General features: G+C 63.8%; 15 protein-coding genes and 1 pseudogene. 5 read left to right on the top strand and 11 right to left on the bottom strand.

Annotated features, from left to right (window positions below; genetic code table 11):
• Positions 1-477, bottom strand: coding sequence for an Hsp20 family protein (locus tag NKJ40_RS22330; RefSeq protein WP_352467919.1), 477 nt, complete (start codon positions 475-477; stop codon positions 1-3).
• Positions 478-829: 352 nt separating this feature from the next.
• Here NKJ40_RS22330 and NKJ40_RS22325 point away from each other — a divergent pair, with 352 nt between their 5' ends.
• A complete protein-coding gene (locus NKJ40_RS22325) occupies positions 830-1,042 on the top strand; it encodes a hypothetical protein (protein ID WP_292664633.1) in 213 nt (70 codons plus the stop codon).
• A gap of 134 nt (positions 1,043-1,176) precedes the next feature.
• Entirely contained in the window at positions 1,177-1,470 is a 294-nt protein-coding gene (locus tag NKJ40_RS22320; RefSeq protein WP_352467918.1) for a DUF982 domain-containing protein, read from the top strand.
• Between the two features lie 85 nt (positions 1,471-1,555).
• Here NKJ40_RS22320 and NKJ40_RS22315 read toward each other — a convergent pair whose 3' ends face one another.
• Entirely contained in the window at positions 1,556-1,825 is a 270-nt protein-coding gene (locus NKJ40_RS22315) for an usg protein (protein ID WP_023718102.1), read from the bottom strand.
• A 350-nt stretch (positions 1,826-2,175) separates the two neighbouring features.
• Between NKJ40_RS22315 and NKJ40_RS22310 the strand changes: the two genes are divergently transcribed.
• From NKJ40_RS22310 to NKJ40_RS22300, 3 genes are all read left to right on the top strand, one after another.
• Positions 2,176-2,490, top strand: a complete 315-nt coding sequence (locus NKJ40_RS22310; protein WP_352467917.1) for a co-chaperone GroES — start codon at positions 2,176-2,178, stop codon at positions 2,488-2,490.
• A 59-nt stretch (positions 2,491-2,549) separates the two neighbouring features.
• On the top strand, positions 2,550-4,181 hold the full coding sequence (groL, locus tag NKJ40_RS22305; RefSeq protein ID WP_352467916.1) for a chaperonin GroEL: 1,632 nt from the start codon (positions 2,550-2,552) through the stop codon (positions 4,179-4,181).
• Positions 4,182-4,285: 104 nt separating this feature from the next.
• A complete protein-coding gene (locus NKJ40_RS22300) occupies positions 4,286-4,501 on the top strand; it encodes a hypothetical protein (protein WP_352467914.1) in 216 nt (71 codons plus the stop codon).
• 63 nt (positions 4,502-4,564) lie between these two features.
• Here the strand turns inward: NKJ40_RS22300 and NKJ40_RS22295 are convergent, their stop codons facing one another.
• The 9 genes and pseudogenes from NKJ40_RS22295 to NKJ40_RS22255 all read right to left on the bottom strand — a co-directional run bounded on the left by NKJ40_RS22295 (position 4,565) and on the right by NKJ40_RS22255 (position 14,286).
• A complete protein-coding gene (locus NKJ40_RS22295) occupies positions 4,565-5,062 on the bottom strand; it encodes a GNAT family N-acetyltransferase (protein ID WP_352467913.1) in 498 nt (165 codons plus the stop codon).
• Between the two features lie 12 nt (positions 5,063-5,074).
• Positions 5,075-5,521 (bottom strand): annotated as a pseudogene (locus NKJ40_RS22290) (endonuclease domain-containing protein).
• Positions 5,522-5,818: 297 nt separating this feature from the next.
• The gene (locus NKJ40_RS22285; RefSeq protein ID WP_352467912.1) at positions 5,819-6,835 is read right to left on the bottom strand and encodes an ABC transporter permease; all 1,017 of its coding nucleotides are present in this window, start codon (positions 6,833-6,835) and stop codon (positions 5,819-5,821) included.
• A complete protein-coding gene (locus tag NKJ40_RS22280; RefSeq protein WP_352467911.1) occupies positions 6,832-8,403 on the bottom strand; it encodes a sugar ABC transporter ATP-binding protein in 1,572 nt (523 codons plus the stop codon). Before NKJ40_RS22280 ends, NKJ40_RS22285 begins: the two co-directional genes overlap by 4 nt.
• 213 nt (positions 8,404-8,616) lie before the next feature.
• Positions 8,617-9,567 (bottom strand): substrate-binding domain-containing protein, encoded by a 951-nt coding sequence (locus tag NKJ40_RS22275; RefSeq protein WP_352467966.1) that lies wholly within the window; start codon positions 9,565-9,567, stop codon positions 8,617-8,619.
• A 229-nt stretch (positions 9,568-9,796) separates the two neighbouring features.
• A complete protein-coding gene (locus NKJ40_RS22270) occupies positions 9,797-10,804 on the bottom strand; it encodes an aldo/keto reductase (RefSeq protein ID WP_352467910.1) in 1,008 nt (335 codons plus the stop codon).
• Between the two features lie 273 nt (positions 10,805-11,077).
• Positions 11,078-11,872, bottom strand: coding sequence for a tetratricopeptide repeat protein (locus tag NKJ40_RS22265; protein WP_352467909.1), 795 nt, complete (start codon positions 11,870-11,872; stop codon positions 11,078-11,080).
• Entirely contained in the window at positions 11,829-12,281 is a 453-nt protein-coding gene (locus NKJ40_RS22260) for an OmpA family protein (RefSeq protein ID WP_352467908.1), read from the bottom strand. Before NKJ40_RS22260 ends, NKJ40_RS22265 begins: the two co-directional genes overlap by 44 nt.
• A gap of 31 nt (positions 12,282-12,312) precedes the next feature.
• On the bottom strand, positions 12,313-14,286 hold the full coding sequence (locus NKJ40_RS22255; RefSeq protein WP_352467907.1) for a coiled-coil domain-containing protein: 1,974 nt from the start codon (positions 14,284-14,286) through the stop codon (positions 12,313-12,315).
• Positions 14,287-14,356: the final 70 nt, after the last annotated feature.

Here is a 14,356-nt window from a genome sequence, read left to right as displayed (position 1 = left end):
TCAGGCGGCCTGCATGTTTGCTTCGACCTGCGCGACCTTCGGCCCGGTCTTCGGCGCGGCGACGTCGGTCGCGATGGCGATGCGCCGCGGCTTCATCTCCTCGGGTACCTCACGTACCAGATCGATGCTGAGCAGGCCGTTGTCGAGCGAGGCGCTTGCGACCTTGACGTGATCGGCAAGCTCGAAACGGCGGGTAAAGGGCCGTGCGGCGAGGCCACGATGCAGATACTCCGCGTTATCCGGATCCTTGTACCGGCCCGAGACGATCAGGAGGTTCGGCTCGTGGGTTATCTCGAGGTCGTTCTCGGAAAAGCCAGCGACGGCGATGGTGACGCGGTAGTTGCTCTCGCCGCTGCGCGCGATGTCATAGGGCGGCCAGGCGTCGAAAGCCTGCGGAGCATTTTCCAGCAGGTTGAAGACGCGGTCGAAGCCGATGCTCGACCGATAGAGCGGGGAAAAGTCGAATGCGGTTCTCATAGCTACATCCTCCATCGAGCAACATAGATACGAGGAGCGCCAAAGAGCTGGCGCTCCCTGGTTTCACCGGCCCCGTTTCGGCGACCGGTGCCTTCGATCTGGTTACTGTCCGCCGCAAGTCAAGACCCGGTGGCTTTCGCGTTGCCGGTTTTTCGGGCCGGTTTTTCGGTCGGTTCGGCGAGGCTGCCAATCTCCCCGCTTGCGGAGAGATGTCCGGCAGGAGATTGCCTGTTTGCCCGCTGGCTTCAATCGCCAACGCCGACTTCCCCGGCCGGTTATTGTCGGCCGCAGGTCAAGACACAGATTCTTGTGTTGCCGGGCCCATTCCCGGCACTCGCAGATGGAGCTGACCATGACACGCGACGAGATCATTTCTGTGCTGGGCCCGGTCGACGACGCCGTCATCGCCGACATTGCGGCGACGGACGGGACGGTCCAGGAATTGCGTGAGGCCCTGGCCTGGATCGCCGCCGACGAGGCGCTGGTGAACGAGGGCCGACCGCTGCCGACGGCAAGAGTAGCGATGCTGATCGAACTGCTGCAAGGGCCGGACGAGGAAGAATAACCGGCTGTTGCCGCGATGCTCTTGAACCGCGCAAAGAGACGACCACCTTCGGCGGCGCCGGCCGGCCGTCGGTGCCTGCCAGCATAACGTTGCTTGCTCAAACAAGAAGACGATCAGAAAACAAGGAGGAAGTGATGGACGACGTCCGCTTTGCCGAGCCGATCACGTTGAAATTCCAATCCAGCGAGCGCAAGGCCGCCAGCAGTTGGGAAGCCATCGAATGCATGCGCCAGCAGTGGGCGGACCGTGCACGCGGCCGGAGTTGGCGCGCCGCCTATCGGACCTGCCGCGACGCGCTCGACGGTTGGCGTACCGCGCGTGATGCGCGCAAGGCCTTCGTCAGGGCGGCGCGCAAGGCCGGATTGCTCGCATCGGCCCGCAAGCCTGTCGACCACGCCGGCTGGCCCGGACCCCGTCCGATATCGTGAGATCCAAAACAAGTGGGGGAGAGGCAGCTGCCTTTCCCCCACCTCGGAGCTTTGTCTGCTGTCTAGCGGCAGATTGGCTTGCTCCTCAGTGGACGGTGATAATGCCGTTTACGGCCCGCCATTCGGAGGGCTGGATCAGGTGATGATGGGCGACGCGCACCGAATGCAGCGGGCCTTCGATCTCGCGCTCCCAGAAATCGAGGAAATGCTTCAGCGTCGGGAAATCGGGGGCAATATCGTATTCCTGCCAGATGTAGAGCTGCAGCAGGCTCCGATGATCGGGCAGGCGGTAGTGGATCTCCGCCGTGGTGAGGCCAAACCCTTGCATCTGGAGCTGAAAGTCCCTGCTGGTCATGCGAGCTGTCCTTTTCAATGAACCTCAGTCTGCAAAACGCCTCGCCTTCCACATAGGTTCCAGCTCGCCGCGAGCGGCTCCGGTAACGGACCGATTTTGGAAATCCCGCTAAAATTTCAAGCGTCATCGCGCTGGCAACGGCGGATGTGCGAGCAATTACAGCGCATTGGCACTCTCAGGTGTCGAGTGCTAAAATTTTTGCGCGATCCTCTTGAAAGCTGAAAAAGGCGCGACTAGTTCGTATGCGCGCGATGGCTGATGAAGGGGTCGCGCACCCCGTGCCGGGCCGATTATTGCCGGTCCGGTCAGGAGGATGTTCGAAAATCTGTTTGTCCCGAGAGGAGAACGATATGACGTTCCGTCCATTGCACGACCGCATCCTGGTCCGCCGCATCGAGGTCGACGAGAAGACCGCCGGCGGCATCATCATCCCCGACACCGCCAAGGAGAAGCCGCAGGAGGGCGAGGTCATTGCGGCCGGTCCGGGCGCGCGCGACGACAGCGGCCAGTTGCAGCCGCTCGACGTCAAGGTCGGCGACCGTATCCTGTTCGGCAAATGGTCCGGCACCGAGATCAAGCTCAATGGCGAGGATCTGCTCATCATGAAAGAGAGCGACGTGCTGGGCGTTATCGAGGGCGCCGGCGAGATGATGAGGGCCGCCTGAGCGGGGCCTGAACAAGCATTCCAGTCAACGAAAAGCTGCCTATTCGAAGGAGTGATCCAATGGCTGCCAAAGATGTGAAATTTCATACCGAAGCCCGCGAGAAAATGCTGCGCGGCGTCGATATTCTCGCCAATGCGGTGAAGGTAACGCTCGGTCCCAAGGGCCGCAATGTCGTCTTCGATAGGTCGTTCGGCGCCCCGCGCATCACCAAGGACGGCGTGACTGTCGCCAAAGAAATCGAGCTGGAGGACAAGTTCGAGAATATGGGCGCGCAGATGGTGCGCGAGGTCGCCTCGAAGACCAGCGACACCGCAGGCGATGGCACCACGACCGCGACGATTCTTGCTCAGGCCATTGTCAGGGAAGGGGCCAAGGCGGTCGCTGCCGGCATGAACCCGATGGATTTGAAGCGCGGCATCGACAAGGCGGTCGACGCCGTCGTCGCCGACCTGAAATCCAATGCCCGCAAGGTGACCAGGAACGACGAAATCGCTCAGGTCGGCGCCATCTCTGCCAATGGCGATGCCGAGATCGGCCGCTTCCTCGCAGAGGCGATGGAAAGGGTTGGCAATGAGGGTGTCATCACTGTCGAGGAAGCCAAGACCGCTGAGACTGAGTTGGAAGTGGTCGAAGGCATGCAGTTCGACCGTGGCTATCTCTCCCCCTATTTCATCACCAACCAGGATAAGATGCGCGTCGAACTCGAAGAACCTTATGTGCTGATCCACGAGAAGAAGCTGTCCAACCTGCAGGCCATGCTTCCTGTGCTCGAAGCCGCGGTGCAATCCGGCAAGCCGCTGTTGATCATCGCCGAGGACGTCGAAGGCGAGGCGCTGGCGACGCTGGTCGTCAACAAATTGCGCGGCGGCCTGAAGGTTGCGGCCGTCAAGGCGCCGGGCTTCGGTGATCGCCGCAAGGCCATGCTCGAAGACATTGCCATCCTGACCGGCGGCACGGCGATCTCGGAAGACCTCGGCATCAAGCTCGAGAACGTCACACTAGAGATGCTCGGCCGCGCCAAGAAGGTGCTGATCGAGAAGGAGAACACCACCATCGTCAACGGTGCCGGCCGCAAGGATGAAATCCAGGCGCGCATCAGCCAGATCAAGGCGCAGATCGAGGAAACCACCTCCGACTACGACCGCGAGAAGCTGCAGGAGCGGCTGGCCAAGCTCGCCGGCGGTGTCGCAGTCATCCGCGTCGGCGGCTCGACCGAGATCGAGGTCAGGGAGCGCAAGGATCGCGTCGACGACGCCATGCACGCCACACGCGCGGCGGTCGAGGAGGGTATCCTGCCCGGCGGCGGCGTGGCGCTGCTGAGGGCGGCGAAGGCGCTCGATAACGTCGTCGTCGACAATCCCGATCAGAAGACCGGTGTCGACATCGTGCGTCGCGCCATCGAAGCGCCGGTGCGCCAGATCGCCGAGAACGCCGGTGCGGAAGGTTCGATCATCGTCGGCAAGCTGCGCGAGACGACCGACTTCGGCTATGGCTGGAACGCCCAGACCAACGAGTTCGGCGACCTGTACGGGCAGGGCGTCATCGATCCGGCCAAGGTCGTGCGCACTGCGCTGCAGGGTGCCGCCTCTGTTGCCGGCCTGCTGGTGACGACCGAGGCGATGGTGGCCGAGAAGCCGAAGAAGGAAACGCCCATGCCTCCGATGCCCGGCGGTGGCGGCATGGACTTCTAAGGTCAGGCTTCCAAAGCGCGATTTCGAAACGGCAGATGGACCGTGTCCGCCAAAGGCGGGCACGGTTTTGCCGGTCCGGGAACTGATGCTGAGCAGGTGTTGCCATGGATATGACGGACAGTTTTGGAAAGATCGCGGCGCCGACCCGCCCGAAGAACGATTTCAACTATGAAACCGATTGCAGGGCGGCGCTGGCGCCTTTGGTCGACGGCTTGCTGGATATGGCTGCGTCGGCCGGCTGGGATCGCCGCAAGGCGGCCTACACGCTGATGTTTCTGGCGGCTCAACGCGTGGGAGCCGGCATGGAGGAGCGCAAATGATCGCGGCGCGGATGCGCGATTGCCTGCTCTAGTGGGGCGATTGGCAGCTTCGCCGACAGCGCTCTAAGCCATCGGCAGCAGCCGGCGCATGATCAGCGAGGCGCGGCCTTCCACGCCATGCGCGGCCTCCCTGCGCTCGACCACTTCGAAGCCGTGCTTGCGATAGAAGGCGATTGCGCGGTCGTTGCCCTCGATCACTTCCAGTGCGATGCTGGGAATACCCGCATGCGCGGCAAGAACGGCGAGCAGCAGGTCGGCGGCAAGGCCGGTGCCGTACTCGCCTTTGTCGATATGGAGCCGCTCGAGCATGACCTCGCCCTTGTCGTCCATCGCCGCCATCGCGTAGCCGGCGAGCGAGCCGTCAGCCCGCTCGGCGACGAAGGACATCTTGTTGTCGTTCCTGAGCTCGGCCGCCAGCCGCTCCGGCGCGTGCTTCTCATCCGAAAGCCGTGCCGTGGTCTCGGCACCCAGGATGGGCGAATAGGTGTATCGCCAGGACTCTCCAAGGAGCCGCGACACCTTCGGCACGTCCTGTTCGGTCATGGTTCTTATCTGGGTCATTGGCACCTCGCCTCAGAAACCTGCCCCTTTTGAGCGGAGATGTCCGGCAGGACAGAGGGGTGCCGTCCCGCCGACCATGCACGGCCGAGTCCAGCGCGCATCCGCGCCGGCCACCATCACTATATGCTGGCAGACATTGTCGATATCGCGAATGACGTCGTCGTTCCAGAAGCGCAGGATAGTCTAGCCGCTGCTCTCCAAATAGGCGCTGCGTATCCTATCCCGCTCGGTGTGCTCAGCGTCGGCGTGCTGGCTGCCATCGACCTCGACGACGAGGCCGTGCGTCGGACAGGCAAAATCCACAATGTAGGGCCCAATCGGCACCTGCCGGCGAAAGCTCAAATCCATCAGCCGATGCGCGCGAAGCTCATTCCACAGTTTCAGCTCGGAGTCGGTCATCACGCGACGCATGGATTTTGCATTCTTGCGCTGGCGTGACGGAACGAGATCGTGCCCCACTAGGCGCCCCTGTCTTCGTGATTGGCGAAGTCATGGGTGACCGCCGATCTCCCCCCTTGCGGGGGAGATGCCCGGCAGGGCAGAGGGGGGGTGCTGTCCCGCCAGCTTGTCAGCCATTTGCAGTCTAATCCTCCTGCTGGAATGGGCTTGGAAGCGGCTCACATTGAGACGTTGGCGATCCTTCCCACCCCCCTCTGTCCTGCCGGACATCTCCCCCGCAAGGGGGGAGATTGGCTGTTGCCAGCGCTTTCGCCAACCTCCTGCTGCCTTGCAGCGAAAATCGTCGCTCCTCCACCATCACCGCCTTACCCGCGATTTCAGCCAGCGGTCGAAGGCCACGGCGAGGATGAGGATCAGGCCGATGACGATGCTTTGCGTGTAGGACGAGACGTTGTTGAACTGCAGCCCGTTCTGCAAGACGCCGATCAGTCCTGCACCGACCACCGTGCCGCCGACGCTGCCGATGCCGCCGAACAGCGAGGTGCCGCCGATGACGACCGCCGAGATCACCGTCAGCTCGTAGCCGATGCCGGCGACGGCTTCGGAGGAGTTGAGCCGCGCCGACAAAACGAAGGCGGCAAGGCCGGCGAAGAAGCCGACGATGATGTAGACCGAGATCAGGATGCGGTCGACCCGCAGGCCGGAGAGCCGCGCGGCCTCGGCATTGCCGCCGACGGCGTAGACGGCGCGACCGTAGCGCGTGTAGCGCAGCACGATGTGGCACAGGATTGCGGCAATCGCGAAGATGATCGCCGGCACCGGCACCGGGCCGATCAGGCCGGTACCGAACCAGCGCATCGAGGCGTCGAAGCCGGAGATCGGACCGCCATTGGAGATTGTCAGCGTCAGGCCGCGAAACACGGTGAGGCCGCCGAGCGTGACGACGAAGGGCGGCACTTTCAGCCTGGTGATGGCAAAGCCCTGGGCGCCGCCGGCCACGGCGCCGACGACGACGGCGGCGAGAAGGGCGGCGAACCAGCCATAGCCTTGCGTGCCCGTTGTCGACAGCGACAGCGTGTTGGCGGTGCCGCCTTTGGCTACCACGGCCGCGACCATGCCACAGAAGGCGAGCAGCGAGCCGACCGACAGGTCGATACCGGCGGTCAGGATGACGAAGGTCATGCCGAGCGCGATCAGCCCGGTGATCGAAATCTGGCGCATGATGTTGAACAGGTTGATCGGGTCGATGAAGCTCGGCTTCAGCACGGTGAAGACGACGATCAGCAACGCCAGGAACATCAGTGGGCCGAAGCTCATCAGCAGGCGCGCAATATTGACGCCGCCGCGCTGGCTCCGTTCGGTCGTGCTGGTCATTGCGTTGCTTCCTGCTTCTGGTCGAGCGCCATCAGTTCCATCAGTTTCTCCTCGGTCGCCTCGATGCCGGGCATCTCGCCGGTGATGCGCCCGCGCCGCATGGTGACGATCCTGTCCGACACCGCAAGCACTTCGGGCAGTTCCGACGAGATCATCATGATGGCGATGCCGCGCGCCGCGAGCTCCACCAGGATCTGGTGCACCTCAGCCTTGGCGCCGACATCGACACCACGCGTCGGTTCATCCACGATCAGCACTTTGGGGTCGCGCGCCAGCCAGCGGGCAAGGATGACCTTCTGCTGGTTGCCGCCGGACAGTCCCTCGATCGCCTGCTCGGGCGAGGCCATGCGGATCGACAGCGTCTTCCTGTAGTTCGCCAACGCCTCGCGCTCGCGCCGCTCGGCCATGAAGCCGACATTGGAGTAGCGGTCGAGCGCGGCGATCGAGAAATTGGTGAGGATGGCGAGTGCGGCGAAGATTGCCTGGTGCTTGCGGTCCTCCGGCACCAGGCCGATGCCGAGCTCGATGGCATCGGCGGGTGAGGCCGGCGCGATCGGCCTGCCGTCGAGCCTGATGGTGCCGGCGGCAATGCGGTCGGCACCGAAGATGGCGCGGGCGAGCTCGGTGCGGCCGGAGCCGACGAGCCCGGCGACGCCGAGGATTTCGCCGGCCTTGAGGTCGAGATCGACGCCTTCGAGCACGATGGCGTGCGGCGCCTGCGGATCGCGCACCGTGCGCAGGCCGCGCACCGAGAGCCGGACGTCGCCGGCGACATCGCGCTGGGTCGGCCTGGCATAGAGCTCGGAAGCGGCACGGCCGACCATCTTCTCGATGATCTTCGGCAGCTTGATCGGCCCGCCTTCGCGGTCGAGATGGCCGGCCAGCCTGCCGTCGCGCAGCACCGTCATGCGGTCGCAGATCGCCGATGCCTCTTCCAGCCGGTGGGTGACGAACATGATGGCGACGCCGTCCTTGCGCAGCCGGCCCATGATCGACATCAGCCTGTGCACTTCGGTTTCGGTCAGCGCCGAGGTCGGCTCGTCCATGATGATCAAGCGGCTCTTCAGCGACAGCGCGCGGGCGATCTCGACCAGCTGCTGCTCGGCCACCGACAGCGCCGACACCGGCGTCGCCGGGTCGAGGTCGAGGCCGACGCGAGCGATGATCGCGCGCGAATCTTCCTCCATCTTCCGCCAGCTGACCAGCCCGAACCGGCCGAGCGGCGCGCGGCCGATGAAGATATTCTCCGCCACGGTCAGCGTCGGGATCAGGCTCAGTTCCTGGTAGATTGTTACGATGCCGTGGCGCTTGGCATCCTGCGGATTGTGCGGGCTGAATTCGACCCCATCGAAGACGATGCGGCCGCTGGACGGCGGCATCACGCCGGACAGGATCTTGAGCAGCGTCGATTTGCCGGCGCCGTTCTCGCCGAGCAGGCCGAGTATCTCGCCGGGGCGGACTTCGAGCGAAACGTCGTTCAGCGCGGTGACGCCGGCAAAGCGCTTGGTCACACCCTCGACGATGAGGAGGGCGGGAGAGGGTGATGGCTCCAAGGCTTCGGCTGGCAAAGGATGCTCCTTCGATGCAATTCACGCCGCGCTTGAACACCCCCCCTCTGTCCTGCTGGACATCTCCCCCGCAAGGGGGAGATCGGATGTCACGCCGGCTTTAGCCAATTTTCGATCTTGCAGAAGAGGCGAGGCCAATGAAGCTGCCAATCTCCCCACTTGCGGGGGAGATGGCCGGCAGGCCAGAGGGGGGTGCTGTCCCGCCGGCTTCGCCTACTTCGTCTCGCCCAGCCTTTCCGCCTTGTCGAGATTGTCCTTGCCGATGACGATCGGCGTCAAAAGCACCAGCTTTTCCTTCGGCTCGGTCTTGTCCCTGGCGTAGGCGACCGCGATCTGCACCGCGGTACGCGACTGCTCGCCGGGGAATTGCTCGACCGTGCCGGCCAGCTTGCCGTCGCGCACGGCGACCAGCGCTTCGGGAAGCGCGTCGAAGCCGTAGATCTTGACGTCGGTGAAGTTGCGCGCCGCGCAGGCTTCGACCGCGCCGAGCGCCATGTCGTCATTGGCGCAGATGATCGCGTCGGGCTTGCCGTTGGCGGCAAGGCCGGCCTCGGTGACGGACAGCGCCTCGGCGCGGGCGAAGTTGGCGGTCTGCTCGAAGATGATTTGGTACTTATCCTTCATCGGATCGAGGACGTTGTGCACACCCTTGTTGCGGTCGATCGCCGGACCGGCGCCGGGCTGACCCTGCAGATGGAAGATCTTGGCGCCGTTCGGGAACGCCGCCACCATGGCCTGTGCTTCGGCCTCGCCGCCCTTGACATTGTCGGCGCCGACATGGGCGAGGATGCCTTCGACGCCCTCGACGCGGCGGTCGATGGTGACGACGGGAACGCCGGCCTTCACCGCTTCCTCGATAGCTGGGGCCAGCGCGTTGACGTCGAGCGGCGAGATGACGATGGCGTTGACCTTCTGCACGAGTGCCGCCTCGATATCGGCGGTCTGCTTGGGCGCCGAGTTCTGGCCGTCGCTCTCGATCAGGTTGACGCCCTGCGCCTGGGCTTCCGCCTTGATCTGGTTCAGCATGTGCACGAAGAACGGAAAGCCGAGGCTCGGCACCGAACCAAGGATGGTCAGCTTGTCCTGGGCAAAAGCCAGTTGCGGAGCGGCCAGCGCCAAGGCGCCCATCGCCGCGGACGACAGCAGGAATTCACGTCTGTTGATCAATTTAGTCTCCTCCCAGATAAGCGCACGACCCCGAAACCGGAATGGGTTTTCCGGAAGGTTCCTTGCGTCGATTCAAAAATGGAGTGTCCTTTGAGCGCCCAACTCGTGTTTGAAGGGACGCAACGGCGCTCCAGCCGGTCCACCGCGACGTTCTCCTCCGCTCGATGCCGGCCGGCGGATGCTAGCCAAGGCCGGAGCTTTGCGCAAGAACGGGAGAAGGCAAGACCTACCGATCGATCATCACCATGGTGCGCTCGCCGTAGCGCGGACCGGCGACCTTGCCGGGCGCCAGCGCGTCGTCGAGCACCTGCATCTCGGCGGCGTCGAGCCTGATCGAAGCCGCGGCGACGTTCTCCTCGAGGTATTTTCTGCGCTTGGTGCCGGGGATCGGCACGATGTCGATGCCGAAGCCGCTCCCCTTGTGGAGCAGCCAGGCCAGCGCGATCTGGCCCGGCTTGACGCGCTTCGCCGCGGCAATGTCGAGCACGGTGGCTGCCGCCTGCATGTTGGCGTCATAGTTGGCGCCCTGGTAGCGCGGATCGCCGCGCCGGTAATCGCCCTGCGGATAGTCTTCGGCGCGCCTGACGTCGCCGGTGAGGAAGCCGCGACCGAGCGGCGAGAACGGCACCAGGCCAATGCCGAGCTGCTTCAGCAGCGGAATGATTTCCGGCTCCAGGTTGCGCTCCCACAGCGAATATTCGCTCTGCACCGCCGATACCGGATGCGCCGCATGTGCCCGGCGGATGTTGGCGGCACCGGCTTCCGACAGGCCGAAGAAGCGGACCTTGCCCTCAGCGATCAGCTCGCCGACAGCACCCGCCACGTCTTCGATCGGCACGGCCGGATCGACGCGGTGTTGGTACAAAAGGTCGATATGGTCGGTGGCGAGCCGGCTGAGCGAGCCCTCGACAGCCTCGCGGATATGCTCGGGCCGGCTGTCGCGCTCGGTGCCGATCTGCTTGCCGTTTTCGATGCGGAAGCCGAACTTTGTGGCGATCGTCACCGCATCGCGCCGGCCCTTCAGCGCGCGGCCGAGCAGTTCCTCGTTGGCGAGCGGCCCATAGACCTCCGCCGTGTCGAAAAACGTGCAGCCGAGCTCGATGGCGCGGTGCAGCGTGGCGATCGACTCCGCCTCGTCGGCCGGACCGTATGACTGGCTCATGCCCATGCAGCCGAGACCAATTGCCGAGACTTGCAGCCCTTGGCTGCCGAGTCTGCGCTTTGTCAATGTCATGTGAAGTTCTCCGGGTAAGCATCGCGTTCCAAACCGTCAGGTTCAATATAGCGCGCCGGGTCGGTTTCCACAGCCGATGGCTGACCGGCCATTTGATCCAGGTCAAAGTGCGCCGCATCGATGCGCTTACAGTGTCCGCTGTCTTGGGAAGGACGCAAGGGGGCGGGTGGTCCGGGCCGGAAAGGCCAGAAGCAGCTAGCTTCGGACCACCCGTGGATGGCGGGCCACGAACGATGAAGGTGTTGGCGAAGTCGGCCGCCGTAAATCAGACCATCAGTTGGCAGCAGTGCGCATATAAGACCAATCGCTGGCAGCGTAGCGGCCACCCCTTCGTGCCACGGCGAGCACGCGCCATGCGAAGGCTCCCTTATGACTTGAGAGAGCCACGTTCAGGCTCGAAATATCGACAAAGCCGGAATAGATTTCACTTGAACCAGATGGCACAAGTGCTAGCAACTCCACGAAGAAGCGCACTCCCTCTGGTTGCTGGCGTGCCGTCCACACTAGCTCGACACTATTTGCGCTGGAGCCAATCAACTCGCCATATCTAGGCGCGATGAGTATTGGAGCGGAAAGCGTCGCGGCCTTTGCGCCACCAGAGCGAATGGCAGTCAGGCGCGCGCGAGCAGCCGGGAGACCGGATGCTTTGAACCACGCACGGGCGAGATCGACGTTTTGCGGAACGCCTTGCCCTGCCTCGTAAAGCTGGCCGAGATTATATGCCGCTCTTCGAATGCCATGAGAGGCCGCACGCGCGTACCATGTGGCGGCTTGCGCCATATCCGGGGACACGCCGCGGCCGCTGTCAAGCATGATGGCAACATTGAATTGTGCTTCGGGCAGACCCGCTTCTGCAGCACGGCGGTACATGTCGAAGGCGAGCCGAGCACCTGTCGGCCCGCCCATCAAGTCTTGTCGCAGTGCCTCGCGAAACAAAGCACTCGGATCCTCGGCGCTAGCCGGCGTCACCGACTGTGCGAACGCGAGCAATAGACTGGCCGCGGTCACGAAGCGGCGCACGGCGTTAGCGCCAGGTGATCTCGACACGACGGTTTTCAGGTTCGGCAATACCCTCTTCGGTCGGAACCGCGAGTTCTGTTTCGCCTTTCGCCAGGACCTGGAACCGGTCGACCGGAAGTCCGCGATCGAGCAAAGCTTTCAGCACCGCTGTCGCCCTGCGCTGAGAAAGCAAGAGGTTCTGCGCTGGTGTTCCGGCACGATCGGCACTGCCAGTAACGATCATGACTTGCGGCTTGCCCTCGTTGAAGGCGCGAGACGCTTGATCGAGGACTTCTCTGTCCTTGGGAAGAATTGTGCTGCTGCCGGTGCCGAAATGGATGACCAATGGGGCCGGTCCACTTTGTGGTTTCGCGCTTTCCGGCGTCGCGGGCGAAGGCGGATCTGTTTGCGCGAAAGCAGATGTGCTTCCCAGCAGGACAATAAAGGCGAGATGGCGAACAAAGCAACTGAGGTTCATATCAGACTCCTGTTTTGCGCTACCTTACTAGTTACCGCCCGATTGCCACTTCGATAGTTCCGGGGCGGGGGAGTGAACCATCGTCTGCAAATGCGCGCTGGATGAGTGCAGCTTCCACAAGCCCAGCCGCTATACGCTCTGCGCTTGGTCGATCTTCATTATAAAAGTACATGACTTCGTTTGCCCGAGAGCTTGTGGGTGAATTGCCAGATTTTACGACGTCGAGCCCCTGGGCTCGCAGACTCCGCTCAAGGGTCGCCGCTCGTGTCCGCGCGGAATCGCGGTTACGCGCAAAGCGCAGAATGACTCGTGGAGTTGTATCTGGGGGCAGAACGATATCAGGCGATGTGCCGATGGTTGCGGTAGATTGAGGCTGAGACGATTCTTGAGGCTGAAATGCTTCAGCAAACTGCTTTTCAAGGCGATCCATCTGCTTTTCAAGGCGATCCATGCCGGCATGATTGTCCGTCGCCTGCCGCCGCAATTTCTCGATCTGAGCCACGAGCTCGGACCGCTGGCGATCGAGTGCGGCCGCATCCGGCGACGGCGCCCGGGCGACGTCGCTCACCTGCGCTCGCAACTGCGCCAGCTCCGTGCGATCGGCGGTCGCGTCCTGCCGCAGCTTTTCGATCTCGGCCACGAGCTCTGCCCGCTGGTGATCGAGCGTAACCGCATCCGGTGACGGTGCCCGAGCGATGTCGCTCACCTGCGCTCGCAACTGCGCCAGCTCCGTGCGGTCGGCGGTCGCCGCCTGCCGCAGCTTCTCGATCTGAGCCACGAGCTCTGCCCGCTGGCGATCGAGCGTAACCGCATCCGGTGGAGGTACCCGGGCGGCTTCTCTTACCTGCGTCCGCAGCTGCGCCACGGCCGCACGGTCGGCGGTCGCGTCCTGTCGCAGCTTTTCGATCTCGGCCACGAGCTCGGTCCGCTGGCGATCGAGCGCATCCGGCGGAGGCGCCCGGGCGGCTTCGCTCACCTGCGTCCGCAGCTGCGCCAGCTCAGCGCGGTCGGCGGTCCCCGCCTGCCGCAGCTTTTCGATCTCGGCCGCGAGCTCGGTCCGCTGGCGGTCGAGCGCATCCGGCGGAGGCGCTCGGGCGGCTTCGCTCACCTGCATCCGCAGCTGCGCCACGGCCGCACGGTCGGCGGTCGCCGCCTGCCGCAGCTTTTCGATCTCGGCCGCGAGCTCTGCCCGCTGGCGATCGAGCGCAACCGCATCCGGCGGAGGCGCCCGGGCGGCTTCGCTCACCTGCGCTCGCAACTGCGCCAGCTCCGCGCGGTCGGCGGTCGCCCCCTGCCGCAACTTTTCGATCTCGGCCGCGAGTTCAGTCCGCTGGCGGTCGAGCGTAGCCGCATCCGGTGGCGGTGCCCGGGCGGCTTCTCTTACCTGCGTCCGCAGCTGCGCCACTGCCGCGCGGTCGGCGGTCGCGTCCTGCCGCAGCTTTTCGACCAACTGGGGGAGGTTCGTGCTGTCGCCCGCCGCCACCTGCTGCAATTTTTCGATCTGACCCAAAAGTTCGGTCAGCTGGCGATCGAGCGTTGCCGCATCCGGTGGCGGCGCCCGGGCGGCTTCGCTCACCTGCGTCCGCAGTTGCGCCATGGTCGCGCGGTCGATCGTCGCGTCCTGCCGCAGCTTTTCGATCTCAGCCGCGAGCTCGGCCAGCTGGCGATCGAGCGGGGCGGCATCCGTCGAAGCCGCCTGGGCGGCTTCGCTCACCAGCTCCGTGTGATCGGCGGTCGCCTGCTGCCGCAGCTTTTCGATCTCAACTGCGGACGCAGTCGAGAGCGTAATTGTCGCGCCGACGATCAACATACTAGCCAAGAGTATTTTTTGCCAGTTGACACGAAACCAGCCCCTGGATTTCAGCAACTCGGCGCCGCTTGCAGGTGGAACCGCAGCTTTGAGGCCAATGTCTGTCCGTTTTCCGTGCGTCAAAAAAGCGACCTCGGTCGGGGGCTTGCTATCCCGCGACGCCAATTGGAAGACGTGCACCACGAGCCCACCCATAAATTCGAGCTTTCAGCTTCATCCATTCGAGCTTTCAGCTTCATCCATTCGAGGGATGCTTCATCCAGTC

The organism is Mesorhizobium sp. M0119, from assembly GCF_040322615.1.
In the GTDB taxonomy this organism is placed as follows: domain Bacteria; phylum Pseudomonadota; class Alphaproteobacteria; order Rhizobiales; family Rhizobiaceae; genus Mesorhizobium.
Note: the sequence above shows the minus strand (reverse complement) of the source record. Positions and strands in the feature narration are given on the sequence as shown.